The organism is Rhodococcus sp. T2V (assembly GCF_029269925.1).
GTDB classification, from domain to species: Bacteria; Actinomycetota; Actinomycetes; order Mycobacteriales; family Mycobacteriaceae; genus Rhodococcus_F; species Rhodococcus_F koreensis.
The window spans coordinates 1-24,478 of record NZ_JARJBD010000123.1 but is presented as its reverse complement, the minus strand read 5'-3'; the positions used below and the strand labels follow the sequence as shown (position 1 = coordinate 24,478).

Annotated in this window: 27 protein-coding genes and 1 pseudogene; 17 read left to right on the top strand and 11 right to left on the bottom strand. The window is 69.9% G+C overall.

The genetic code is table 11. The features are described from left to right. Together P3H15_RS47990 and serC are read left to right on the top strand one after the other, a co-directional pair. Window positions 1-116 (top strand): annotated as a pseudogene (locus tag P3H15_RS47990) (citrate (Si)-synthase); the annotation flags it as partial. A 41-nt stretch (window positions 117-157) separates the two neighbouring features. Then, the gene (gene serC, locus P3H15_RS47985) at window positions 158-1,279 is read left to right on the top strand and encodes a phosphoserine transaminase (RefSeq protein ID WP_276143780.1); all 1,122 of its coding nucleotides are present in this window, start codon (window positions 158-160) and stop codon (window positions 1,277-1,279) included. Between the two features lie 64 nt (window positions 1,280-1,343). Here serC and P3H15_RS47980 read toward each other — a convergent pair whose 3' ends face one another. Together P3H15_RS47980 and P3H15_RS47975 are read right to left on the bottom strand one after the other, a co-directional pair. Beyond that, on the bottom strand, window positions 1,344-1,829 hold the full coding sequence (locus tag P3H15_RS47980; RefSeq protein ID WP_276143779.1) for a nucleoside deaminase: 486 nt from the start codon (window positions 1,827-1,829) through the stop codon (window positions 1,344-1,346). Then, entirely contained in the window at window positions 1,826-2,074 is a 249-nt protein-coding gene (locus P3H15_RS47975; protein WP_276143778.1) for a hypothetical protein, read from the bottom strand. Before P3H15_RS47975 ends, P3H15_RS47980 begins: the two co-directional genes overlap by 4 nt. A 58-nt stretch (window positions 2,075-2,132) precedes the next feature. Between P3H15_RS47975 and sepH the strand changes: the two genes are divergently transcribed. Together sepH and P3H15_RS47965 are read left to right on the top strand one after the other, a co-directional pair. After that, entirely contained in the window at window positions 2,133-2,990 is an 858-nt protein-coding gene (gene sepH, locus P3H15_RS47970; protein WP_072944804.1) for a septation protein SepH, read from the top strand. Between the two features lie 72 nt (window positions 2,991-3,062). Continuing rightward, window positions 3,063-3,848: a hypothetical protein gene (locus P3H15_RS47965; RefSeq protein ID WP_276143777.1), complete on the top strand. Its 786-nt coding sequence runs from the start codon at window positions 3,063-3,065 to the stop codon at window positions 3,846-3,848. 12 nt (window positions 3,849-3,860) lie between these two features. Here P3H15_RS47965 and P3H15_RS47960 read toward each other — a convergent pair whose 3' ends face one another. Together P3H15_RS47960 and P3H15_RS47955 are read right to left on the bottom strand one after the other, a co-directional pair. Next, entirely contained in the window at window positions 3,861-4,154 is a 294-nt protein-coding gene (locus tag P3H15_RS47960) for a DUF2537 domain-containing protein (RefSeq protein WP_276143784.1), read from the bottom strand. A gap of 2 nt (window positions 4,155-4,156) precedes the next feature. Then, window positions 4,157-4,963, bottom strand: coding sequence for an RNA methyltransferase (locus P3H15_RS47955; protein WP_276143776.1), 807 nt, complete (start codon window positions 4,961-4,963; stop codon window positions 4,157-4,159). A 70-nt stretch (window positions 4,964-5,033) separates the two neighbouring features. Between P3H15_RS47955 and P3H15_RS47950 the strand changes: the two genes are divergently transcribed. From P3H15_RS47950 to P3H15_RS47925, 6 genes are all read left to right on the top strand, one after another. Then, window positions 5,034-5,873, top strand: coding sequence for an SDR family oxidoreductase (locus P3H15_RS47950; protein WP_276143775.1), 840 nt, complete (start codon window positions 5,034-5,036; stop codon window positions 5,871-5,873). A 62-nt stretch (window positions 5,874-5,935) separates the two neighbouring features. Next, entirely contained in the window at window positions 5,936-6,829 is an 894-nt protein-coding gene (locus P3H15_RS47945) for a MoxR family ATPase (protein WP_276143774.1), read from the top strand. Between the two features lie 5 nt (window positions 6,830-6,834). Further along, entirely contained in the window at window positions 6,835-7,950 is a 1,116-nt protein-coding gene (locus P3H15_RS47940) for a VWA domain-containing protein (RefSeq protein WP_276143783.1), read from the top strand. A gap of 96 nt (window positions 7,951-8,046) precedes the next feature. Continuing rightward, window positions 8,047-8,583: a (2Fe-2S)-binding protein gene (locus P3H15_RS47935; RefSeq protein WP_276143773.1), complete on the top strand. Its 537-nt coding sequence runs from the start codon at window positions 8,047-8,049 to the stop codon at window positions 8,581-8,583. Next, window positions 8,580-10,955, top strand: coding sequence for a xanthine dehydrogenase family protein molybdopterin-binding subunit (locus P3H15_RS47930; RefSeq protein WP_276143772.1), 2,376 nt, complete (start codon window positions 8,580-8,582; stop codon window positions 10,953-10,955). The genes P3H15_RS47935 and P3H15_RS47930 overlap by 4 nt, the downstream gene beginning before the upstream one ends. Then, a complete protein-coding gene (locus tag P3H15_RS47925) occupies window positions 10,952-11,806 on the top strand; it encodes a xanthine dehydrogenase family protein subunit M (RefSeq protein ID WP_276143771.1) in 855 nt (284 codons plus the stop codon). The genes P3H15_RS47930 and P3H15_RS47925 overlap by 4 nt, the downstream gene beginning before the upstream one ends. A gap of 13 nt (window positions 11,807-11,819) precedes the next feature. On the opposite strand, the gene P3H15_RS47920 is transcribed toward P3H15_RS47925, so the two are convergent. The 3 genes from P3H15_RS47920 to P3H15_RS47910 all read right to left on the bottom strand — a co-directional run bounded on the left by P3H15_RS47920 (window position 11,820) and on the right by P3H15_RS47910 (window position 15,318). Further along, window positions 11,820-13,151: an MFS transporter gene (locus tag P3H15_RS47920; RefSeq protein WP_276143782.1), complete on the bottom strand. Its 1,332-nt coding sequence runs from the start codon at window positions 13,149-13,151 to the stop codon at window positions 11,820-11,822. A 247-nt stretch (window positions 13,152-13,398) separates the two neighbouring features. Further along, a complete protein-coding gene (locus P3H15_RS47915; RefSeq protein WP_015888795.1) occupies window positions 13,399-13,830 on the bottom strand; it encodes a MarR family winged helix-turn-helix transcriptional regulator in 432 nt (143 codons plus the stop codon). Between the two features lie 33 nt (window positions 13,831-13,863). Next, window positions 13,864-15,318, bottom strand: coding sequence for an NCS2 family permease (locus P3H15_RS47910; RefSeq protein ID WP_276143770.1), 1,455 nt, complete (start codon window positions 15,316-15,318; stop codon window positions 13,864-13,866). A 76-nt stretch (window positions 15,319-15,394) separates the two neighbouring features. On the opposite strand from P3H15_RS47910, the gene P3H15_RS47905 reads away from it, so the two are divergent. Beyond that, window positions 15,395-15,646 carry a DUF2530 domain-containing protein gene (locus tag P3H15_RS47905; RefSeq protein ID WP_072944820.1) on the top strand — a complete coding sequence of 84 codons (252 nt, stop codon included), beginning with the start codon at window positions 15,395-15,397 and terminating at the stop codon, window positions 15,644-15,646. A gap of 39 nt (window positions 15,647-15,685) precedes the next feature. On the opposite strand, the gene P3H15_RS47900 is transcribed toward P3H15_RS47905, so the two are convergent. Next, window positions 15,686-16,228 (bottom strand): phosphatase PAP2 family protein, encoded by a 543-nt coding sequence (locus tag P3H15_RS47900; RefSeq protein WP_276143769.1) that lies wholly within the window; start codon window positions 16,226-16,228, stop codon window positions 15,686-15,688. Next, window positions 16,218-18,785: an ATP-binding protein gene (locus P3H15_RS47895; protein ID WP_276143768.1), complete on the bottom strand. Its 2,568-nt coding sequence runs from the start codon at window positions 18,783-18,785 to the stop codon at window positions 16,218-16,220. The genes P3H15_RS47900 and P3H15_RS47895 overlap by 11 nt, the downstream gene beginning before the upstream one ends. On the opposite strand from P3H15_RS47895, the gene P3H15_RS47890 reads away from it, so the two are divergent. Further along, window positions 18,762-18,965 carry a hypothetical protein gene (locus P3H15_RS47890; protein ID WP_276143767.1) on the top strand — a complete coding sequence of 68 codons (204 nt, stop codon included), beginning with the start codon at window positions 18,762-18,764 and terminating at the stop codon, window positions 18,963-18,965. The genes P3H15_RS47895 and P3H15_RS47890 overlap by 24 nt on opposite strands. Here the strand turns inward: P3H15_RS47890 and P3H15_RS47885 are convergent. Then, entirely contained in the window at window positions 18,962-19,849 is an 888-nt protein-coding gene (locus P3H15_RS47885) for a DUF3027 domain-containing protein (protein ID WP_276143766.1), read from the bottom strand. The genes P3H15_RS47890 and P3H15_RS47885 overlap by 4 nt on opposite strands. 38 nt (window positions 19,850-19,887) lie before the next feature. Here P3H15_RS47885 and P3H15_RS47880 point away from each other — a divergent pair, with 38 nt between their 5' ends. The 3 genes from P3H15_RS47880 to P3H15_RS47870 all read left to right on the top strand — a co-directional run bounded on the left by P3H15_RS47880 (window position 19,888) and on the right by P3H15_RS47870 (window position 22,919). Then, window positions 19,888-20,682, top strand: coding sequence for a glutaminyl-peptide cyclotransferase (locus P3H15_RS47880; RefSeq protein ID WP_276143765.1), 795 nt, complete (start codon window positions 19,888-19,890; stop codon window positions 20,680-20,682). Window positions 20,683-20,753: 71 nt separating this feature from the next. Next, window positions 20,754-22,427 carry an MFS transporter gene (locus P3H15_RS47875; RefSeq protein ID WP_276143764.1) on the top strand — a complete coding sequence of 558 codons (1,674 nt, stop codon included), beginning with the start codon at window positions 20,754-20,756 and terminating at the stop codon, window positions 22,425-22,427. 6 nt (window positions 22,428-22,433) lie between these two features. After that, on the top strand, window positions 22,434-22,919 hold the full coding sequence (locus P3H15_RS47870; protein WP_276143763.1) for a DUF2771 domain-containing protein: 486 nt from the start codon (window positions 22,434-22,436) through the stop codon (window positions 22,917-22,919). A 64-nt stretch (window positions 22,920-22,983) separates the two neighbouring features. On the opposite strand, the gene P3H15_RS47865 is transcribed toward P3H15_RS47870, so the two are convergent. Further along, window positions 22,984-23,394, bottom strand: a complete 411-nt coding sequence (locus tag P3H15_RS47865) for a cold-shock protein (RefSeq protein WP_276143781.1) — start codon at window positions 23,392-23,394, stop codon at window positions 22,984-22,986. A 169-nt stretch (window positions 23,395-23,563) separates the two neighbouring features. Here P3H15_RS47865 and P3H15_RS47860 point away from each other — a divergent pair, with 169 nt between their 5' ends. Continuing rightward, on the top strand, window positions 23,564-23,803 hold the full coding sequence (locus P3H15_RS47860; RefSeq protein WP_072944834.1) for a hypothetical protein: 240 nt from the start codon (window positions 23,564-23,566) through the stop codon (window positions 23,801-23,803). A gap of 42 nt (window positions 23,804-23,845) precedes the next feature. After that, complete coding sequence (locus P3H15_RS47855; protein ID WP_276143762.1) at window positions 23,846-24,223, top strand: YccF domain-containing protein; 378 nt, start codon at window positions 23,846-23,848, stop codon at window positions 24,221-24,223. Window positions 24,224-24,478: the final 255 nt, after the last annotated feature.

Here is a 24,478-nt window from a genome sequence, read left to right as displayed (position 1 = left end):
TCCTCGAACAGAAACGCCTCGGCAAACTCGTCCGCCCCGCCGCCATCTACACCGGGCCCGCACCCCGCACCCCCGAGTCCGTCGAGGGCTGGGACCAGATCGCCCACACCAGCTGACCGTCTCTCCCGCCTGAATCAGTAAGGAACAGAAAGTAGCGATGACCTCCACACCGATCATCCCCGCAGATCTCCTGCCCGCCGACGGACGGTTCGGCTGCGGACCCTCCAAGGTTCGCCCCGAACAGCTGCAGTCGCTGGTCGAGGTGGGCGCCTCGGTGTTCGGCACCAGCCACCGCCAGAAGCCTGTGAAGGACGTCGTCGCCAGCGTGCGGTCCGGCCTCGCCGATCTGTTCTCCCTGCCCGAGGGTTACGAGGTGGTGCTCGGCAACGGTGGCACCACCGCGTTCTGGGATGCGGCCGCATTCGGCCTGATCCGGGAGAAGTCGCTGCACCTCACGAACGGCGAGTTCAGCTCCAAGTTCGCGTCGGTCGCGAAGAACAACCCGTTCATCGGTGACCCGATCGTCGTCTCCGCCGACCCGGGCAGCGCGCCCGAGCCGGTCTCCGATCCGTCCGTCGACCTCATCGGCTGGGCGCACAACGAGACGTCCACGGGTGTCGCGATCCCCGTCTCGCGTCCCGCGGGCTCGGAGAACGCGCTCATCGCCATCGACGCCACCTCCGGCGCCGGCGGTCTGCCGGTGAACGTCGCCGACGCCGACGTGTACTACTTCGCGCCGCAGAAGTGCTTCGCCGCCGACGGCGGCCTGTGGATCGCGCTGATGAGCCCGAAGGCGCTCGAGCGGGTCGCGGAGATCAAGGATTCGGGTCGCTGGACCCCCGACTTCCTGTCGCTGCCCATCGCCGTGGACAACAGCTCCAAGGACCAGACGTACAACACGCCCGCGGTCGCGACGCTGCTGCTGCTCGCCAACCAGATCGCGTGGCTGAACGGCAACGGCGGTCTCGACTGGGCCACGTCGCGTACCGCCGATTCGTCCTCGCGCCTGTACCAGTGGGCCGAGGCGAGCGAGTACGCGACGCCGTTCGTCACCGATCCCGCGCACCGCTCGCAGGTCGTCGGCACCATCGACTTCGACGACAAGATCGACGCCGCCCAGGTGGCGAAGATCCTGCGGGCCAACGGCGTCGTCGACACGGAGCCGTACCGCAAGCTGGGCCGTAACCAGCTGCGTGTCGGCATGTTCCCGGCGATCGATCCCGAGGACGTCTCGCAGCTCACGAAGAGCATCGACTGGGTCGTCTCCCAGCTCGGCTGAGACCCGGCACCTACACCCGTCAGCCCCCGGCACCGAAGTGCCGGGGGCTGACGGCGTTCCGGGGTCAGTCCGTGTCGAGGAAGCGGTGGAACGGTGCGAGCGCCTCGTCGCCGAGATGCGGTCCGCTGACCTCGATCTCGACGCTCGCCGCATCGAGCACGTCGGCGCAGCCCAGCGTGAACCGCGGCCCGTCCGGGAGAATCCGGGAGAAGTCCGCGGACGAGGCCGCGTAGACCACCCGCGTGATCCCGGCCCACACCATCGCCGCACTGCACATCGGGCACGGCTCACCACTCGCGTACATGGTGGCGCCGACCAGGTCGCCCGTTCGGCCTTCACCGCAGGCGGTGGTGATCGCGTCGAGTTCCGCGTGCTCGGTGACGTCGGCGGACGTCGCCACGGAGTTGGCGCCCTCACTGATCACGTGACCGTCGGCGCCGACCGCGACCGCACCGAACGGCCTGTTGCCCGCGTCCCCTGTCTCGTCGGCGAGTTCGATGGCCCGCCGCAGGTGGGCAAGGTCCACGTCGTCGACATCGCTCTGGCTCATCGACTCAGATCCACTTCTGTTCCGACGCCCCGTTGCCGGGCTGTGTCGATCAGTATGCGCGCCGCGGCGAGGTCCTGGAGGCCGATCCCGACGGAGTTCTCCAGCGTGATCGCCCCCGTCCAGGTCACCCGCACGAGGCAGCGCGCACCCCGCAGGAAGGATCGATCGGGAAACGGGGAAGCGTAGCGCGCACCCGACGCCGGGACGGGATTTACCCGCGCGTGTCCTGCCGCGCGGGCTGTCACGAATGAATTACAGTTGCCGGGGTGCAGAGTCGCGAGCCGGCGCGATAAGGAGGTCAACGTGCGAGAGCTTCGAGTGATCGGTCTCGAGCCCGATGGTTCGCACGTCGTGTGCGCAGATGCCAGTACCGGCGAAAAATTCCGGCTTCCCGCCGATGACAAACTCCGCGCCGCATCCCGCGGGGACATCGCTCGACTCGGCCAGATTGAGATCGAAATGGACAGTCAGCTCAGGCCCCGCGAAATCCAGGCCCGCATCCGTGCCGGCGCCTCCGTCGAACAGGTTGCCGACGAGGCCGGTATCCCCCTGGCGAAGGTGGAGCGCTTCGCGTATCCCGTTCTGCTCGAACGTTCCCGTGCGGCCGAGATGGCGCAGGGCGGACACCCGGTGCGCGACAACGGCCCCGCCGTTCCCACTCTCGCCGAGATCGTCACGCAGGCGTTCCGCGCGCGGGGACACAACATCGACGACGCCGCGTGGGACGCATGGCGCGACGAGGACAATCACTGGGTAGCCCAGCTGCAGTGGCAGGCCGGGCGGACCACCAACGCGGCGCACTGGCGGTATCAGCCGGACGCGCACGGTGGCACCATCGTCGCCCTCGACGACACCGCCTTCGACCTGATCGACCCCGACTTCGGCCGTCCGCTGCGCGGATTGGCGCCGGTGGCGTCCGACGAACCGGAACAGCTCGAACTCGCCGAGTTCCCCACCGAGGTGGAGGTGCCGACGATCGAGCCCGAGGAGATCATCGAGGCCGACGTCACCGAGGAGCCCGAGGACGAGCCCGCCTCGCCCGAGGAGCCGGCCGCACCCAAGATCGCCCCGCACCAGACGAACAACAAGGACAAGCGCGGCAAACCCGCTCTCCCATCCTGGGACGACGTCCTGCTCGGTGTCCGCAGCAGCGGACGCTGACCGTCGGCGCGGTAAGCAGGCCGGGAACCCGGTCGGGGTCGTACTCTTTCAGGAAGACGTCGGAAGAGGGGGATGACCGTGGGGGCCAAGGTATCAACGATCTGGTACGTCGACGTCCCCGATCCTGCGGCTGTTCTGCGACATCACCCCGAGCCTGACCTCGCTGCGGCGCGGCGACTCGCCGCCCGCCTCTATCCCGACCTGGCGGCCACCCCCACCGGTCCGGTTCCGCTGGCCGAGGCCGCGCGACTCGACGCCGCGGGGACCGTGCACATCGGTTCCTACCCCGGCATCACCGTCGTGTGCGGGCCCGATCTGGCCGTTCCCCGGCCGTCGACCCTGCCCGGAACACGCGTCCGGCCCACCGAATCCGCGAAGACGTACTACATCGCATCCAAGCCCGACATCGCGTGGGGCTCGTTCGCGATGTGGGAGGACGGCCACCTCACCCGCGCGTTCAGCGCCACGCCGGTCCACATCCACGAGGACCTCGGCATCCCCCTGGTGTGGGAGAGACCGTTCTGGGCGGGCGACTTCCCGCTCGAACATCCGCCGGGCGTGCTGCCCGACCCACAGTCGCTGCCGTTCCACCCGCAGCAGTTCGCCGAGGGCGCCAACCGGGAATGGCTGAACTTCCGGTACACGGGCGCCCCCGAGGGCACCGAGATCGACCCGAAAAAGATCACCGTGCTCGGTTTCACCGTCCATCCGCCCGGCGAAGGTCCGGCGGTCGAACCTCCCGCCGAGGTAAGACGACCCGCCGAGGTGGAACATCCCGCCCCCGAACCCGTTACCACGTCCGCTCCGCCGCCGCCCGCCCGCAAGGGCGGACTGCTCCGCCGCTACTTCGGCTTCTGACGCCCGCGGGAGTCACGCGGCGCCGACGAGCAGCGCCGACCAGCCCACGAGAACTCCGGCCGCGGCGCCGTACACCAGCCACCGCCACACCGGTGTCCGGCGCAGTCGCCACACCGACGGCGCGACCCCGGCCACCACGACGAGTTCGAGGAACACCGCGAGCGCGGGATTGATCCGGGCGAGCTGCGAGCCGAACGCCATGATCGCGACGGCCACCACCGCCGCGGCGAACGCTGCCACGAGAAGTCCGGTGAACCACGGTGTTTCCGTCGGCGGCGGCGGATACGGGGAATGAGGGTCCAGGATTCTCACCGGCCCGTGCGGACGCGCTCGTAGAACGCCATCGCCGCCGCGGTCGCGACATTGAGCGAGTCCGTTCCGGGTGCCATCGGGATGCGGGCACGAATGTCGGTGGCCCGCATGGCGTGTTCGGTGAGGCCGGGGCCTTCCGCGCCCAGCAGCAACGCCACCTTCTCCCCCGTCATCGCCTCGGCCAGCGTCACCGCCTCAGGGTTCGGGGTCAGCGAGATCAGCTGGAACCCCCGCTCCCGCAACGCTTCCAGATCGTGTGGCCACTTCGTCACGTGCGCGAACGGAACCCGGAGGACGTGCCCCATCGACACCCGGACCGCCCGGCGGTACAGCGGGTCGGCACACCCCTTGCCGAAGACCACGGCGTCGACGCCGAGCCCCGCGGCGTTGCGGAACATCGAGCCCAGGTTCTCGTGATCGTTGACACCCTCGAGCACCGCGACCGTCCGGGAGTGCTCGAGCACGTCCGCCAGTTCGAGGGGTGCCGGGCGACGCGCCGCCGCGAGCACACCCCGGTTGAGGTGGAACCCGACGACCTCGGCCATGACGTCCGCCGTCGTCCGGTAGAACGGCACGTCCACGCCGTCGAGGTCGTCGGCCAGTTCCTCCAGTCGCCGATCGACGCCGAGCAGCGCGATCGGGTCGAACCGGGACGCCAGCAGTCGCTGCGCCACCAGCACACCCTCCGCGATCACCAGGCCCTTACCCTCCGGGAGGTCGGGCCGCCGGTCCGAGGAGTTGAGATCGCGGAAGTCGTCCAGCCTGGTGTCGGCCGGATCTGTTATGTCGATGACGTGAACCACCGGTCCATATTGCCGTATGCGCGGCGTCACAGCGTTGACTCCCCTCCGCGGGGCGCGGAAGCTCGGAGGAATGAAGCACCTGCACGGACGCACGGCTCTGGTGACCGGCGCCTCCGGCGGTCTCGGCCGCGTCGTCGCCCGGGCCCTGGCCCGCGAGGGTGTCGCCGTCGCCGTGTCCGGCCGGCGTGAGGACCGACTCGCGGAACTCGTGGCGGAACTGCGTGCGGTCGGGGTGCGCGCCGAGGCCGTGCCCGCAGACCTGAATCGACTGGACCTGCTCGATGCGCTGATCGAGCGCGCCGAGGCGGCGGTCGGCCCCCTCGACGTCCTGGTGAACAACGCCGGAGTGGAGAACGTCTCGGCGTTCACCCGGCTGGGCCCCGCCGAGCTCACTGCCATGGTCGACGTAAACCTCACCGCACCACTGCTTCTCACCCGCCGGGTGCTGCCCGGAATGCTCGGCCGCGGTCGCGGTCACGTGGTGTTCGTGTCATCGCTGGCAGCGAAGATCGGTCCGGCGTACTGCGCGCCGTACGCCGCGACGAAGGCCGGCCTGATCGGTCTCACCCAGTCGCTGCGCGCGGAGTATGCGGGCGCACCGGTCGGCTTCTCCGTCGTGTGCCCCGGATTCATCGCGGGCGACGGCATGTACCAGCGGATGACCGAACGCGGAATCAGGGCAGGCCGGATGGCCGGCGAGACCAGCACCGACAAGGTCGCCGCCACCGTGATCCGGGCGATTCGGCGCGACCTGCCCGAGGTCGTCGAGAGCGGAGCACCGATCCGCCCCCTGCTCGCCCTGGCGCAGATCGCGCCGGGACTCGCCGAGCGGGTGGCCGCGAGGTTCGGCGCCACCGCGATGTTCCGGCGGTTGAGCGAGGACCGCGGCCGAGTGGAGCCGGATGGTTGACGGCGTGCACCCGTCGCCCGAGTCGGGTACCGGGGCGTGGGCACTGATCTAGGCTCGCGGACGTGAGTGATTCCACGCCGACGGTCGGTTCGCCCGGGGAACTGGCGCGGGCGCTGGGCGCCACCGGTTACCTCGCCGACGACGGCGTCGCGATGGCCGCGTTCCTCGCGATACGTATGGGACGGCCCCTGTTCTGCGAGGGCGAACCCGGCACCGGCAAGACGTCGCTCGCGGCCGCGCTGTCGGAGGCGTTCGGCCTGCCGCTGATCCGGCTGCAGTGCCACGAGGGCATCGACGCCGCGCAGGCGCTCTACGACTGGGACTTCCCGCGGCAGCTGCTGCACCTGCGGACGCTGGAGGCGGCGAGCGGCGGATCCCTCGAGGCCGACACCGTCGAACGCTCCCTGTACACCGAGCGGTTCCTGCTGGCGCGCCCCCTGCTGCGGGCCCTCACCGAAGCCCCGTGTGTGTTGCTCGTCGACGAGATCGACCGCGCCGACGACGAGTTCGAGGCGTTCCTGCTGCAGGTCCTCGACGAGAACGCCGTCACCATCCCCGAACTCGGCGAGGTGCGGGCAGCGACACCGCCGCTCGTGGTGCTCACGTCCAACCGCACCCGCGAGGTGCACGACGCCCTCAAACGCCGCTGCCTGTACCACTGGCTCGAACACCCGGATCTGGCGCGGGAGGTCGAGATCCTGCGCCGCCGCATCCCCGGCATCGGGGCCGAACTCGCCGGCCAGGTCGCGCACGCCGTCCACTCCCTGCGCGAGATGGAACTGCTCAAGCCGCCGGGAGTGGCCGAGTCGCTGGACTGGGCGCGCGCACTGCAGGAACTCGATCGGGACGTGCTGGACGCGGAAACCGCAGCCGCGACGCTCGGCGCCGTCCTCAAGTACCGCGAGGACCTCGAACGCGTGGCCCGGGCGGGACTGGACCGGCTCCTGGCAGGGTGAGCACCGTGCCCGCGACCCCGGACGCCGGCGACCCGCTGGTGGGGTTCGCCGGGTTCTCGCACGCCCTCGCGGCGGCGGGACTGCCGGTCGCGTCGGACGCCGTCGCCGCGTTCATTCGGGCCCTCCGCCAGGTGGATGTGAGCGATCCGAGTCAGGTGTACTGGGCGGGGCGCGCGACCCTGTGCCGCGGTCCCGACGACATCCCGCGGTACGACTCGGCGTTCGAAGGCTGGTTCGGCGGTACCGTCCCGTTGCACACGCCGCGGTCCGGGGAGCAGCCCCGCCGGGCCAGGTCCGCCGCCCTGACTTCGACGGACGGCGGCGAACCCGGTGGGGACGCGCCGCGGCTGCGGGTCGCGGCCGACGACGCCGAGGTGTTGCGTCACCGGGACATCGCCGACCTCACCGCGGCCGAGCGCGCGCACCTCGCCGAGTTGATCGCCACCCTGCGCCCGCGGCCCCCGACCCGCCCGGCCATCCGGATGCGTCCCGCCCGCCGGGGCGCCGTCGATCCGCGGCGGACGGTGCGGGGCATGCTCGCGGCGGGCGGCGAAGCGGTGCGGCCGAGCCACCACGGCAAGGCCACCCGGCCGCGCCGGATGGTGCTGCTGATCGACGTGTCCGGATCGATGAGCCCGTACGCCGACGCGCTCCTGCGGTTCGGTCACGTCGTCGCGCGGAGCAATCCGGCGGGCACCGAGGTGTTCTCGCTGGGCACCCGGATGACCCGGCTGTCCCGGGCGCTGCGGGTCCGCGACCCGGAAGTGGCACTGGCCGCCGCGAGCCGGGCCGTGCCCGACTGGGCGGGCGGCACCCGCCTCGGCGAGACGCTGCGCGCATTCCTGGACCGCTGGGGGCGCCGCGGCGTGGCCCGCGGCGCCGTCGTGGTGATCTTCTCCGACGGCTGGGAGCGCGGCGACCCGGCCCTGCTCGCGGAGCAGATGGCTCAGCTGCGCCGGCTCGCCCACGCCGTGCTGTGGGTGAATCCGCACGCCGGCGCGGACGGGTACGAACCGGTGCAGTCCGGGATCGTCGCCGCGCTGCCGTATATCGACCGGCTCCTCGCCGGCCACAGTCTCGCGACGCTGCAGGAACTGCTCGAGATGGCGCGCCGGACGTGACCGATCCGGACACGGTTCCCCGATTCCGCGTGTTGTTCGGGCCCGGTCGGCGCAGAGTAGGACGTATCACCTGAGGCTCTCGGCTTTGGAGGCGCGATGCGCATCACCGTCACCGTCGACGGAACGGCATACACGGACGACGTGGAACCACGATTACTCCTCGTCCATTATCTTCGGGACCGGCTCGGCAAGGTCGGCACCGTCATCGGCTGCGACACCGGGAACTGCGGGGCGTGCACCGTTCACCTGAACGGTCACAGCGTCAAGTCCTGCTCGGTGCTCGCCGTGCAGGCCGACGGCGGCGACATCCTCACCGTCGAGGGCCTGTCCCGCAACGGGAAATTGCACCCCGTGCAGCAGGCCTTCCGCGACAACCACGCCCTGCAGTGCGGCTACTGCACACCCGGCATGATCATGCAGACCCTCGACCTGCTCGCCGAGGAACCCGACCCGGACGAGCGGACGGTGCGGCTGGGGTTGGAAGGCAACCTGTGCCGCTGCACCGGATACCAGAACATCGTCAGCGCGGTCCAGGACGCGGCGCAGCGGTTACGCGGCGGCAGCACCGCCGAGACACCGGCCACGGACGCGAATGCGCCGAAGACCGACACCGCGCAGGGAGGTGTGCGATGACCGCCACCACCGAACCGGAAATCGGCAAGGCCCGCACACGCAAGGAAGACGAACACCTGATCACGGGCCGCACCCGCTGGACCGACAACCTCGTCCTGCCCGGCATGCAGCACCTGGCGATCCTGCGCAGCCCGTTCGCGCACGCCGGCATCACCGGAATCGACACCTCCGCCGCCCGCGACCTGCCCGGGGTCGTCGCCGTCCTCACCGGCGCCGACCTCGCCGACGAACAGGGCAGCCTGCCGTGCGCCTGGCCGATCACCCCGGACATGAAGTCGCCGCCCGCCCCGTCCCTCGCGGTCGACCGGGTGAACTTCGCAGGCGAGGCCGTCGCGGTCGTGGTGGCGCGCAGCGCCTACGAGGCGCACGACGCACTCGAGGCGATCGACGTCGAATACGACGACCTGCCGGTCGTGCTGGACCTCGCGACCGCGGCCACCGACGGCGCCGACCTCGTGCATCCCGATCTCGGGACGAATGTCAGCGCCACCTGGACGTTCGATTCCGCGGAGGCCGGCACCGGCGGCGACGTCGAACAGGCGATCCGCGACGCCGAGGTACTCGTCGAACGCACGTTCCGGCAGCAGCGGCTCATCCCGGCGTTCATGGAACCCCGCTCGGTGGTGGTCGACCCGACCGGCGCCCAGATCACCATGTGGTCGGCCACGCAGATCCCCCACATCCTGCGGCTCATGCTCGCGATGACGCTCGACATCCCGGAGCACAAACTGCGCGTCGTCGCACCGGACGTCGGCGGCGGTTTCGGCGGCAAACTGCAGGTGACGCCCGAGGAAGTCATCGCGCTGCTCGTCGCGCGGCGAGTCGGCAGGCCGGTCAAGTACACCGAGTCCCGCAGCGAATCGATGCTCGCGGCCCATCACGGTCGCGACCAGATCCAGAAGCTGACGCTGGCCGCCCGCCGCGACGGCACCGTCACCGGCATGAAGGTGGAACTGCTTGCCGACATGGGCGCGTACCTGCGGCTGGTGACGTCGGGGGTGCCGATCCTGGGCGCGTTCATGTTCAACGGCATCTACAAGTTCCCGGCGTATCACTTCACGTGCACCAACGTGTTCACGAACAAGGTGCCCACCGACGCGTACCGCGGGGCGGGGCGACCGGAGGCGACGTTCGCGATCGAACGGATGATGGACGAACTCGCGACCGAGTTGTCGCTCGACCCACTGGAGTTGCGGGCGAAGAACTGGATCACCCACGAGGAGTTCCCGTTCGACACCGTCGCGGGCCTCACGTACGACTCCGGCAACTACGAGGCCGCCACTGCGCAGGCACGGGAGTTGTTCGACTACGACGGGCTGCGCCGCGAACAGGCGGAGCGCCGCGAGCGGAAGGACCCGGTGCAACTGGGCATCGGGGTGTCCACGTTCACCGAGATGTGCGGTCTGGCGCCGTCGCGCACGCTCGGCGCGCTGGCCTACGGGGCCGGCGGGTGGGAACACGCGGCGATCCGGATGCTGCCCACCGGCAAGGTCGAGGTGGTCACCGGTTCCTCCGCCCACGGCCAGGGCCACGAGACCGCGTGGAGCCAGGTGGTCGCGGATCAGCTCGGGGTTCCGTTCGAGGACGTCGAGGTGCTGCACGGCGACACCCAGACGTCGCCGCGGGGGATGGACACGTACGGTTCCCGGTCGCTGGCGGTCGGTGCGATCGCGGTGGTGAAAGCCGCCGAGAAGGTGATCGCCAAGGCCAGACCGATCGCGGCGCACCTGATGGAATGCGCCGAGGACGATCTCGAGTTCACCGAGGGCCGGTTCCGGGTGAAGGGCACCGAGAAGGCGGTCGGCATCGCCGACGTCGCGCTCGCGGTGTTCGCCGCGCACGATCTACCCGACGGTGTGGAGCCGAACCTGGACTCCGAGGCGGCGTACGACCCGGAGAACTTCTCGTTCCCGCACGGCACGCACCTGTGCGCGGTGGAGGTCGACACCGAGACCGGGAAGGTCGGCATCCGCTCCTACGTGTGCGTCGACGACATCGGGCACGTGGTCAACCCGCTGATCGTGGAGGGGCAGGTGCACGGCGGGCTCGCGCAGGGCATCGCGCAGGCCCTGTACGAGGAGGCGGTGTACGACGAGTCCGGCACCCTGCTGTCGGGTTCGTTCGCCGAGTACTCGGTTCCGTCGGCAGCGGATCTGCCGTCGTTCACCACGGGCCGCACCGAGACCCCCGCCACCGGTAACCCGCTGGGCGTCAAGGGAGTCGGCGAGGCGGGGACGATCGCGTCCACCCCGGCCGTCGTCAACGCCGCCCTCGACGCGGTCCGGCAGTTCGGGGTGCGTGACATCGAGATGCCGTTGACGCCGATGCGGGTCTGGCGTGCCGTCCACACCGCCCAGGGAGGTGCCCGATGATTCCACCCAGCTTCGATTACGTCGCTCCGACCTCCGTCGACCAGGCGGTGGCCGCGCTCGCCGAGGCCGGCGAGGACGCCAAGATCCTCGCCGGCGGGCAGAGTCTGCTGCCGGTCCTGCGGCTGCGGTTGTCCTCGCCGAGCACCCTCGTCGACCTGGGACGGATCGGCGAGTTGCGCGGCGTGCGCGAGGACGGGGACAGCATCGTGATCGGCGCGATGACCACGTACTACGACGTGATCCGCAACCCGCTCGTCCAGGAGCACGCGCTGCTGCTCGTCGAGGCGAGCCGCACCGTCGCCGATCCGCAGATCCGGCACCGCGGCACGCTGGGCGGCGCTCTCGCGCATGCCGATCCGGCGGGCGACCTGTGCGGACCCGCGCTGGCCCTCGACGCCACCCTCACCGTGGCGGGCACCTCGGGCAGACGAACCATTCCGGTCGCCGATTTCTTCGAGGGTTACTACACCACCACGATGCGACCGGACGAGATCCTCGTGGACGTGCGGATCCCGAAGCACACCGGATGGGAGGCGCGGTACGAGAAGTTCAACACCGTCGCGGAGGCGTGGTCGATCGTGGGGGTGGCCGCGACGATCCAGGTGGACGGCGGCACGATCCGGCAGGCCCGGGTGGCGCTGACGAACATGGGGGCGGTGCCGGTGCGCGCTCGCGGCGTCGAGGACGCGCTCGTCGGCAAGGCCGCGGACCCGGAATCGATCCGGGCGGCGGCCGAGCACGCCGCCGAGGGCACCGACCCCGTCACCGACGTCAACGCCGACGCCGAGTACCGCACGCACCTCGCGCGAGTGCTGACCCGGCGGGCCGTGGCGACGGCGGTCGGCGTCTGACCGGCCCGGTCCGTCAGGACCGCGGGTCGCGGCTCGCCTCCACGGCCTGTTCGGTGGCGTCGCAGACCACGACGGGGCGCGGTTCGAGCACGTTGCGCAGTTCGATCACCGGGAGGTGGCGGCCGGCGTCCGGTCTGCGCACCGTGATCCACACCCGCTGGTGCCGCATCAGGTACAGGGCCGCGCCGATCCCGCTGACCAGGGAGATCGCGCCGCCGATCACGAGCGGCGCGCGGGGGTCGAGGACGTCGGCCAGCCACCCCAGAACGGGACTGCCCAGCGGGGTGCCGCCGAGGAAACAGAGCATGTAGATACCCATCACCCGGCCGCGCATCTCGGACGGCACGGACATCTGCAGGATGTTCATCGCCGCCGTCGTGAACGTCAGGGTGAGCGCACCGGTCGGGACGAGCATGATCGCGACCAGCGCATAGGTGGGCATCACTCCGACCAGGATCTCGAACGCCCCGAACGCGGCCGCTGCCCCGAGGAACGTGCGCAACCGGGGCGGGGTCCGGCGTCTCGCGGCGATCGTGGCGCCGGCCAGCGTGCCCACGGCGAGGGTGGTCGACAGGAGCCCGTAGGCATCCGCGCCGCGATCGAACGTGTTGCGGGCGAGGACGGCGAGACTGATCGGGAAGTTCAGACCGAACGTCGACACCATGAAGACCGCCACCATCAGCACCCGCAGGTCGGTGCGACTCCACACGTAGCGGAAACCCTCCCGGACCTGCCCCTTCCCGCGTTCCGCCTGGGGTGCCGTGAACAGGTCGCGGGCGTTCATCATCAGCAGGGCGATCAGCACACCGGTGAACGTGCCGACGTTGAGCAGGAACACCCAGCCCGTGCCGATGAGGGTGATGAGCACACCGGAGATCGCGGGGCCGATGATCCGGGCCGTGTTGAACGTCATGGAGTTCAGGGCGATCGCATTGGGCAGCGAGTCCTTGCCGACCATCTCGATCGTGAACGACTGCCGCGCCGGCGCGTCGATCGCGGACGCGCAGCCCATCAGGAACGCGATGAGATAGACGTGCCACAGGGCGACCAGTCCGCCGACGTCGAGCAGGCCGAGCACCAGCGCGCACAACGCCATCGACACCTGTGTGGCGATGAGGATGCGCCGCTTGTCGTACCGGTCGGCGAGGACGCCGCCCCACACGGACAGAAACAGGGTCGGGCCGAACTGCAGGGCCATCACGATCCCGACGGCGAGGGCGTTGCCGTTCGACAACGTCAGGACGAGCCAGTCCTGCGCCACCCGTTGCATCCAGGTTCCGACGAGGGAGACGATCTGCCCCGACGCCCACAACCGGTAGTTCCGGGTGCGGAGAGCGACGAACATGCCGGTCTTCGGCTGGTCTGGGGCGGTGGTCTCGGATTCGGGCGGCACCCTTCCATCTTGCTCCCGGCACCGGAACGTCCTCGACCTGCCCCTGCGCGCGCCTCGGTGGCCGGACCGCTGGGGATTCCGATTGCGTTCTCCGGCAGATGATTTGCACCGCGATATCGCGGGAACGGAAACCCGACCCGGGCCGGGTGGAGCCGAATGCCGTTGTACTACTGCGCAGCTGCCGATCAGCCGCGGCGGCTCATTCCGACTCGGCGACGATGGACGTGATGATGCCGACCGCGTCGCGGAGGGTCTTCAGCTGAGACTCGTCGAGCCCGGACAGCCGCTCGTTCATCCACGCCTCGCGGGCGTGGGTCTCGTCGGCGATCAGCGCGTGCCCGGCGTCCGACAGCGTGACGATGATCTGGCGTCCGTCGGTGGGATGCGGCGCCCGCTCGACCAGTCCCAGTTCGACCAGCGACGCGATGACCCTGGTCATCGACGGCGGCTGCACCTTCTCGCGGGCCGCCAGATTGCCCGGCGTCATGGCGCCGTCGCGGGCGAGGGTGGCCAGAGCCGACAGCTGGGTCAGCGATACCTGGGCGTCGACGCGGCGCCCACGCAGGTGACGCGTGAGGCGCACGACAGCCAGGGAGAGGTCGCTGGCGAGTGCTCGCGTATCCGTGGTCACGGGAATGACAATACGGGACCGATCGGCCGCCGTTTACGTTACTGCGTCGGTGATCGGACCGACCGCGAAGTAGGCCACGAACAGGAGCGCCACCACCCACATCAACGGGTGAATCTTCTTGATACCACCGCTCGCAGCATTGAGGACGACCCACGAGACGAATCCGACGCCGATGCCGTTGGCGATCGAGTACGTGAACGGCATGACGGCGATGGTGAGGAACGCGGGCAACGCGATCGAGAACTTCGTGAAGTCGATGTCCCGGACCTGGCCGATCATCATCGCGCCGACCACGACCAGCGCGGGCGCGGCCGCCTCGATCGGCACCACCGAATACAGCGGGGTCAGGAACATCGCGGCCAGGAACAGCAGTCCCGTCACCACATTCGCGAGTCCGGTGCGGGCGCCCTCGGCGATACCGGACGCGGATTCCACGAAGACCGTGTTGGACGACGCGGAGGCCCCGCCGCCGACGATCGCGCCGGTGCCCTCGACGACCAGGGCCCGTCCGATGTTGGGCAGGTTGCCGTCCTCGTCGGTGAGGCCTGCCTCCTTGCCGAGCCCGGTCATCGTGCCCATGGCGTCGAAGAAGTTGGCGAGCACGAGCGTGAACACCAGCAGGCTGGCCGCGAGCACGCCGATGCGGGTGAACGCCCCGAAGATGCTGACGTCGCCGACGAGGCTGAGATCCGGAAGTTCCGCCAGCACATCGGGAGCGGCCGGAACGCTGAGGTTCCACCCGTGGGGGTTCACGCCCAGGGACGGTCCGACACCGGCGACGGCCTCGATGATCGCGGCGAGAACGGTGGTGACGACGATGCCGATCAGCAGACCGCCGCGCACCTTGCGCACCACCAGGACACCCATCAGCAGCACGCCGAACACGAACGTGACGGTCGGCCAGGACGAAATCGATCCGTTGATGCCCAGGCCGACCGGAACGGTGGTGCCCGCGACGTCGGGGATGCGCCGCACGAACCCGGCGTCGACGAGACCGATGAACGCGATGAACATGCCGATACCGGCGGCGATGGCGGATTTCAGCTCGGCGGGAATGGCATTGAAGACAGCCGTCCGGAAACCGGTGAGCGCCAACACGACGATGATGACACCGTCGATCACGACGAGACCCATCGCCTCGGGCCAGGTGACCTGCGGCGCGATGGTGACGGCGAGGAGACTGTTGATGCCGAGGCCCGCCGCGATCGCGAAGGGGTAGTTGGCGACGACACCGAACACGATGCTCATCAGTCCCGCCACCAGGGCTGTGACCGCGGCCACCTGGTTCACGGGGAGGATGTTGCCGAGGACGTCCGTCTTGGCGACGGCGTCGTCCGGGGAGAAGCTGCCGAGGATGAGCGGGTTCAGCACCACGATGTACGCCATCGCGACGAACGTCACCACACCGCCGCGAATCTCCGCGCCTACCGTCGAACCACGCTCGGTGATCTTGAAGTAGTTGTCGAGCAGTTTCGGAGCAGCACCCATTGTTCAGTCCCCATCGCCAGAAGTCGCGCGTCGCCCTTGGAGATTAGGGCACCACGGCGAGGGTAGCGTTCATTCGGTGAACGAAACCGCAGATCGCCGACCCCTCACTCAGCGCCTCGCCGACCCGCGACCTGCGCTGATACTGGGAACCACTCTGTGGGCGGTCGCGATGGTCGTGGTGATCGTCACGGGCGACCGGTGGTCGGATGCGCTTCCGACGTGTATAGCCGGTGTCGTCGTCGGATTCCTCGGGTACGGATTGTTCGCGTTGCAGCGGCGGGCGGCGCGGCGCGGCAGCCGCGGGGCACAGCAGGGACTGCTCGAGTGACACAGCAGGGACTGCTCGAGTGACACAGCAGGGACTGCTCTAGGTCCGGGCGCGGCGGGGCCGGGTGCGGGTCAGCAGGATCCAGAACGCCGCCCACAGCGCGCCGAAGGCCCACCCGGCGAGGACGTCGGTCATCCAGTGCGCGCCGAGGTATACGCGCGACAGCCCCACCGCCAGCGGGTACAGCACCAGCAGGAAGACGAGCGTGATCCGGACGCGGCGCACCAGCACGTCCCGGAGCACGACGGCGACGAGCACGCTCGCGAGGATCGCGGTCATCATCGCGTGACCGGACGGGAACGAGAACGACGAGATCTCCACCAGCCGATCCGGCAGTGGCGGGCGCTGCCGCTCGAACAGATTCTTGAGCGCGGTCATCACGGCCAGACCGGACAGCATCGCGCCGGCGACGAGGACGGCTTCCCGACGACGGTCCTGCAGCAGGAGGGCCACTGTCAGGACGGTGGACACGATCCACGCGGCGACCGTTCCGCCGCTGTGCGTGATGACGGTGACGACGTCGACAAGCCAGGGTGTGCGCTCCTCGACCGCGCTGTCGAGGATGCTCTGGTCAAACGACACCGGCGGCGCCCCACGTGCCCTCGGCCCACGACTCGGAACAATGGGTGGTGCCCTGCTCGTCCACCCACCACGGAACCGCGATCTCGGTGTCGACGGCACCCGTGAGCTTCACCGTGAGCCGGGGATGGACGACGACGGGCCCGCGCGGCAGGTCGCGGCCGAGTGCGGCGAAGGCGAGGACCGCGGCGGGTTCGCGATCCCACGTGGATTCCCGTCCGGAGCCGGTGACGGTGCCGCGGATCGCCGTCGAGGCGAGCGGGACGTCCAGCAGATCGGCGAGGGACTCGGCGGTCTCCAGGCTCCCGACCACCAGTCGCTCGCGCGGCACCGCGGCGGCCAGCCACGGTTCGTCCAGCACCAGCGCGTCGGCGGGGTCGATCAGGGCGCCCGTCAGGCCGCGCACGTGTTCGGGCAGGTGAAGGTCCTCGAGGTCGAGGAGGTGCGCGGCCGCGGCCGACGCGAGCAGGCTGTGGGCCCGCGCGATCACCGCCGGGGTCGGTTCGCGATCCGGGTCGGCCAGCCGGTCCAGGAGTAGCTGCGCGAGTTCCGGAGAGTCGACCGTCGCGGGGGCCAGTGCGGCAGCGAACACGGCGGATTCCGGGTGCTCGACGGGGTCGAGCAGTCCGGCGAACGTCTCGTCGGCGGGGTCGCGGAGCAGACCGAGCACCTGGCCGTCCCACTCGGCGTTGTGACGCAGCCACCAGGCCGTGTACCCGGCGCGGTCGGCGAGCAGCGGACGCGTCGCCGGGTCCCGGGCGAGCATCGTCAGCGCCTGCGGCCAGCGGTCCTCGTCCACCAGAGCCAGGTCGCGCACCGCCCCCATCACGTCGGGGTCGTCGTCGAGCGTGTCCCACCAGCGGTCCTCGTCGTCGAGGTCGTGGTCGGGGCCGGTGGGGAGTTCGGCGCGCAGCACGGTGAAGCCCCAGCCGACGCCCACGGCGCGGAGAGCGTCCTCCCCCACCCGTTCCGCGAACGCGGAGTCCACGCACGCGAACGGCGAGTCGTCCACCAGGACCTCGGCGAGTGGTGCACCGGGCAACAGCAATTCGTCCGCACCGCGCAACTCCCCGTCCACGTCCGGCAGGGGCAGCAGGCCGAGCCACGACGGCAGGACGCCCGGGTCGACGCGGCCTGCGAGCGCGAGCACCGCGACCGACAGTTCCTCGGCAGCCGCCGCGTCGTCGGGATCGAGGTCCTCGATCTCGGCGCGCAACGCCGGATCCGAGAGCAGGTCGACGGCGGTGGCCGTCTTCGCGCCGAGTCTCGACAGCAGCGGGTGCGCGGCGGCGGGGTGGACGAGCCTCGTCCAGTCGACACCCAGCACTCCGTCGATGTCGTGACCCAGCAACACCGTTCGCGGGCCGGTCACCGTGCGGCCGTCGGACAGCGGAACCGGGATCGACGCCAGTTCCTCCGCCGCGAGGGCGTCGACGGCCAGCGGTTCGAGCGCCGCGTACAGGCGCTGCCACCAGGACGGTGCCCGTTCGACGCCGCTGAGCAGTTCGGTGAGGCGGGCCAGGCCGAGGCGGTGGGCGTCGACGGCGGCGAGCGCGGGCGCCCAGCGGGGGCCGGACAGATCCGGGACGACCAGCCCGTCGACGATCTCGGCGAGCAGTTCCGCGAGTTCCTCGGTCAGCCCGGGGACCACCGACGCCCGGCCCGGGGCCTTGTCCTTGCCGTCGACGGTCGGCAGCCAGGGGTGCTCGCGGAGTTCGGCGACGAGATGGTCGCGCAACGCCGAGTCCACCTCGCTGCGGGCGAACGCGGGGACGGGGACCAGCGACAGTCGCTGGTCGGGCGGCACCGCGGCCACGAACTCGGCGTATCCGGTGGCCAACTCGGCGATCGCGGCGCCGGGCAGGATGCGCCTGCGGTCGGGTTGCATGGCGATGTCCGCGACGAGGATCGCCGGTACCGACAGTTCCTCGTCCGACCGGGTGGGGGCGCGCAGCACGTCCTCGGTGACGGGTGCGACGGCACCGTCTCGGACCGGGACGAGCCAGCGGGCCCGCCCGGACTCGTACTGCCACCAGCGGTCGTCGCCGATCGCGACCTCGGTCAACCCGGAATCGAGTGGTCGTTCGCGTCGGCGGAACTGCTTGTCGCCCACGGTGATCGAGACGAGCGCCGGGAGTTCGAGCAGAAGGTCGGGGGCTTCGCGGGCCATGTAGGCGAGCAGCGACTCGGCGTCCACGTCCTCGCGCAGCGTGAGCACGACTTCCGACTCCGCACCGGCGGCCGGGCGGTTCCCGGTGGGCCACGCCAGCCGGAGGGCAGGCACACCCGCGCCGGGGTCGGCGCCGTCGAGGTCCCGCAGTTCCGCCCTGGTGCGGTCCGCGGAGAACAGCACCGAACCGGACGTCGACCGCAGTTCGACCTCGTCGCTCACCGACAGCACCGCCGTGAAGCCGACGCCGTAACGACCGACGGTGGCCCCCGATTTGTTCGACGCCCGCAGCGCGACCAGCGCCTGCACTCCCGGCTCGTCCAGCGGTGTGCCCGTGTTGGACACGCTGAGGACCCGTCCGTCGAGGTGCACGGACAGCTCTCCGGGCACTTCGGCGCGGGCCGCGGCGTCGGCCGCGTTCTGCGCCAGCTCGGTGAGGAGCCGGTCGCGGTAGCCGGCGCGGGCCAGATCGGATTCGGCCGCGGCGTCCTCCCGCAGGCGGGTGGGCGACGTGCGCCACGCGAGGAGCGTCGAATCCCTCAGGGCGGCGGTGCCGAAAGGATCGGCTAGCTGGTCGATGCGGATTCCTCGGCCTCGGCGACCTCGGCGGCAGCCCCCGTCCCGGTGTCGGCCCCCGTCTCGGTTGCGGCACCCGTCTCGGTTGCGGCACCCGTCTCGGTTGCGGACCGCTCGACGACCTCGACGGCGCCGTCGTCGTACGCGTCGTACTGCGGCGAACCGGCGCCCGTGGGCAGCAGGGTGTCGGAGTGGGCGCCGCACCCGTACGTCACGTCGACGACGTGCCCGTCGGCGGCCATCTCGTTGCCGCACACGCCGAACTCCCGGTGCAGGGACCCGGCGAGCGGGAGGTAGAAACCGCACAGCCCGCACGTCGACGGCGCAGCCTTGGCCATCTCGGAATCGGGGCCGTAGTCGCCGTCGTGCCAGCGCTGGGCGGCGTCGAGGCGACCCTCGAGGCTCATCACCTGCTTGCGGCCCAGGCCCAGTTCGCGGGCGGCGTCGTCGATCTCGGGGTCACCCGTCGCGACATAGCCGGGCACGAGGCGGGGGTCACCGGCCGGCGGTGCCAGCAGATCGCCCGCGGACAGGTCTCCGGGGCGAATCCGCTGGTCCCACGGAATCCATTCGGGTGCGACCAGCGCATCGGGTCCGGGGAGGAGGGCGAGTTCGCTGACGGTGGCACGGTCCGACTCGGGATCGGCGGCCACCACCACCGCCCACTGCCAGCCCCGGTAGCCCGGAAGGTCCGCAACGAAACGGTGAGTCGCGGCGCACTCGTCCTCGGACGTGACGCCCAGATAGTCGCCGACTCCCCCTTCCTGCAGTTCGACCACTGCGGTCCGGGCGAGCTCGACGGCGTCGGTCAGTACGGGACGCGCCACTGCGCGCTCGTCGGAAGAAGCAACACTCACACCACCAGTTTGCCGCACCACCGCAAGTGCGTGCCCACCTGGGCTGTCATGCTGGTCCGATGACCGGCCGGAGGCACCTCGTCCCAGCCCTGCTCGCGGTGGCGTGGATGGTCACCGCATGCTCCCCGCAGAGTCCGGCCGCGTCGGGCGCGCCCGGCGCGAACCTTCGCGCGGAGATCGTCCGCACCGCCGACCACAACCCGAATGCGTTCACCCAGGGACTCGAGATCGACGGCACCGAACTGCTCGAGGGCACCGGCCGCCCCGGCGAATCCTGGGTGCAGGCCACCGACCTCGACAGCGGCACCGTCCGGGTGCGCGCCGAACTGCCGTCTCCCCTGTTCGGCGAGGGCATCACGGTGAGCGGTGACACGATCTGGCAGCTGACGTGGCGCGACGGGGTCGCCGTCGTCCGGGATCGCGCGACGCTCGTCGAACAGCGGCGGGTCCCGTTCGACGGCGAGGGGTGGGGCATCTGCGCAATGCCCGGCGCGCTGGTCACGAGCGACGGCTCCCCCACCCTCACGTTCCGCGACCCGATCACGTTCGAGCCCCGGCGCACCGTGCAGGCGGTGCAGGACGGAAACCCCGTCTCCCGGCTCAACGAACTCGAATGCGCCGACGACGGCTCGATCTATGCGAACGTCTGGACCACCGACACCCTCGTCCGCATCGATCCGTCGGACGGACGGGTCACCGCGGAGGTCGACGCCTCCGCCGTCCGCGACGCGCTTCCGCCCGGCCCGCGGGACGTCGACGTCCTCAACGGCATCGCCCAAATCCCGGGAACGGACCGGTTCCTCGTCACCGGAAAGTACTGGCCGGCCATGTTCGAGGTGCGGTTCGTTCCCTGACAGGCCGATCTGACCAGCATTGGCCGGGGTTGCTGTGGTCGCATGTCTCCCGACTAGGACAGAATTAGGGAGTGACCGGACCGCGCGAACCCTACGAGCCTGACGGCGGTCGGGCTCCTGACGAGAATCCCGGGCCCCCCGTTCATCCCGGCTACGACAAATACCCGCCCGCGGCGCGCCCCGGAGGCCGGCGCACGCCGCTGCCGCCCCTGCATCCGGTCGGCGGCGGGCAGCGTCCCCGGTCCGACGAGGAGCGGGCGGACGCCCCCAAGGCGCCGCCGATGCCGCGCAAGCTCACCGTCACCCGGGTGGCCGCGATGCGCAGCCGGGAACTCACCAACAAGGGCATCGCGACCTTCCACCGTGCCGCCAAGGCGGACGGTGCGGACAAGTCGGGTCTCACCGCGCTCACCTACGCGGTGATGGCCAACAACGCGACCGACGCGGCCATCGCCGTCGCACTGGCGAACACGCTGTTCTTCTCGGCCGCGACGGGCGAGGACAAGACGAAGGTCGCGCTGTACCTGCTGATCACGATCGCCCCGTTCGCCGTCATCGCTCCCCTGATCGGTCCGATGCTCGACCGACTCCAGCACGGCCGCCGCGTCGCACTGGCCACGTCGTTCGGACTGCGGACGATGCTGGCGATCGTTCTCGTCTTCAACTTCGACAGCTGGGTGCTGTATCCGGCGGCGCTCGGAATGATGGTGCTCAGCAAGTCGTTCTCGGTGCTCAAGAGTGCGGTCACCCCACGTGTGCTGCCACCGGAGATCGACCTCGTGCGCGTCAACTCCCGGCTCACCGTGTTCGGGCTCCTCGGCGGAACCATCGGCGCGGGCGCCCTCGCGGGTGGTCTCGCCATGGCCACCGGTTCCGTCGGCGCGCTGTGGCTGGCGGCCGTCATCACCGCCCTCGGCGCATACCTCTCCATGCGGATCCCGTCGTGGGTCGAGGTCACCGAAGGCGAGGTCCCCGCCACCCTCACCTACCACGGCGACGAGCACCCGACCGAGGTGATCGGACGCACCCGCGTGCTGCAGCCCGAGGCGCCGGCCACCGCGAAGACCGGCAAACGCAGGCAACCGCTGGGCCGCGCGGTCATCACAGGGTTGTGGGGCAACAGCACCATCCGCGTGCTCACCGGGTTCCTCACCCTGTACATCGCGTTCGTCGCGAAGTCGAAGACCGACCACGAGCCGCTGGTCCAGGCCGCCATGCTCGGGCTGGTCGGCGCGGCCGCCGGTATCGGCAACTTCGCGGGCAACGCCGCGGGCGCCCGGATCAAGCTGGGCCGCCCCGCCCTCATCGTGCTGCGCTGCACGGGCGCCGTGTGGATCATCGCCGTCCTCGCGGCGATCACCGACAATCTCCTCACCGCCGCCCTCGCCACACTCGTCGCCTCGGCGGCCAGCGCCCTGGCCAAGGTGTCGTTGGACGCGTCACTGCAGCACGACCTGCCCGAGGAGTCGATCGCGTCCGGTTTCGGGCGTTCGGAGACCGTTCTACAGCTGAGCTGGGTCGTGGGCGGCGCGCTCGGAGTCCTGCTGCCCACCGAATACTGGATCGGGTTCTCGGTGGTCTCCGCCGTCATGACCGTCGGGCTCGTCCAGACCGTCCTCACGTACCGCGGCAGCACCCTCCTGCCGGGACTCGGAGGAAAACGCCCCGACCTGGCCGAACAAGAAGTGACCACCGAGCACCACTCGACCCACCGGGCCGACCGATCGACGGGAAATGTGAAGTAAGTGAGAATGCAGGCGCGAACCAAGAAGATCCTGACACTGATTGCAGTGGGCCTGATAGTGGTCCTGGTGGCCTTCGTCGGAGTCGTCTACACACTGGTCCGCAACTCCTCGCCCCGCTTGCCCGAGATCACGGCCTTCGCGCACGACCGCGCCGAGCAGGTCGCCCCGCTCGGCTACTGCAACCTGTACCTCGAGGACTGCGAGACCGGCGACATCGCCGAACTCGACGTACCCCCCGGCTCGTCGCTGCAGCTGTCGTTGCCGCCGGAGATCGTCGACGCACCGTGGCGCATGCTCATCGTGTACCAGGATTCTTCGGGCCAGCTCCTCGTCCAGGAACAGGCGCACCGCGCCGGTGAGACCCGCGCCGTGACCGTGCCCTCCTCGGAAGACCTGCAACTGGCCGGCGTCGAGATCCAGTTGCCGTCCGCCGTCGTCGACGAGCAGGGGCTCACGCAGGCCCGGGCGGCCTGGTCGATCAAGACCGCCTAGAACGACACTCTCACGAAGAAGGGCCCCGCGCTGTCACAGCGCGGGGCCCTTCTCGTCGGACGAATCAGCTGTCGAGTTCGCGTGCGACGGCGCGGACCACCTCGGAGATGCGCTGCGCGGTCTTGCGGTCGGGGTACTTGCCCTTGCGCAGGTCCGGCTGGACCTTCGCCTCGAGCAGCGTGATCATGTCCTCGACCATGCCGTGCAGTTCGTCCGGCGTGTGCTTCTTGGCGGACGGCTCCTTGCGCGCGGCGCTCTGACGCAGCGACGGTGCCGGGTCGAGCACCTTCAGGCTCAGCGCCTGGGGTCCGCGCCGACCGGCGGCCATGCCGAACTCCACACGCTGACCGGCCTTGAGGCCCTCGACGCCCTCGGGAAGAGCGGACGAACGCACATAGACGTCCTCCCCCTCCTCCTGCGACAGAAAGCCGAAGCCCTTTTCGACGTCGTACCACTTCACCTTGCCGGTCGGCACCGCGTTCACCCGCTCATCACTTGGAGTGCAGTTGGTTGCACTTGGTATTGGTTGCACTTGGTATGCAAAACAGCGCGCCCCACCTCTGGTGCGGGACGCGCAGTGCCCACAGTCTACCTTGGACACACCCCCTCCGGCATTCGGGTTTCCAGGCACTATCGTTGCTGGTGTGGCCCACGAATCGACTCCTTCGAGCACTCCTCACACACCCCGGAGGGGCGACGGACTCCTGCGGGTCGCGCTCGCCCTCTTCGCGATCGGCTTCGTCGCGATCGTGGCGATCTTCCTGACCCCGGTGCTCTCCGATTCCGAACCGGGTCTCGTTCTCTACCTCATCGCCCTCGCCTGCCCGATCGGATTCCTGCTCGGAATCGTCGCGGCACTGAGGCAGGGCAGACGCTCGCGCTGACACCCGACCACCGAGGCATTCCCAACCACCGAGGGGACGATCATGAGAATTCTGCTCAACATCATCTGGCTGGTCTTCGGCGGTCTGTGGCTGGCGCTGGGGTACTTCGTCGCCGGAATCCTGTGCTTCATCCTGATCATCACGATTCCGTTCGGCATCGCGTCGTTCCGCGTCGGCGTCTACGCGCTGTGGCCGTTCGGGAAGACCGTGATCGACAAGCCGACGGCCGGTGTGGCCTCGCTGATCGGCAACGTCATCTGGTTCATCATCGCAGGTCTCTGGCTCGCGATCGGGCACGTCGTGACGGCCATCGCCATGGCGATCACGATCATCGGGATCCCCCTCGCCGTCGCGAACATCAAGATGATTCCCATCTCGCTGATGCCCCTCGGCAAGGACATCGTCGACGCACCGCGGTGATGTGAGCTTCCTCACATAACGGCCCGGTAACGGAAGGGCAACGGGACGGGGATACGCGCGTCTCGTCGCCACTAGCTGGGAAGAGTCCCGGCGCGCCCAATGAGGCCCCGCAACAGGCGAAGACACTCCGCGTTATCAAATGGTGACACTGCGGCCTCGGCCCGTTACCGTCGTCTCCGGTCGATGAAACATCGGCCACGTCCGGCCCGCCGCGCCAAACCTCGTCCCGCGGGTACCGGAGTCCCGACGAAGCAT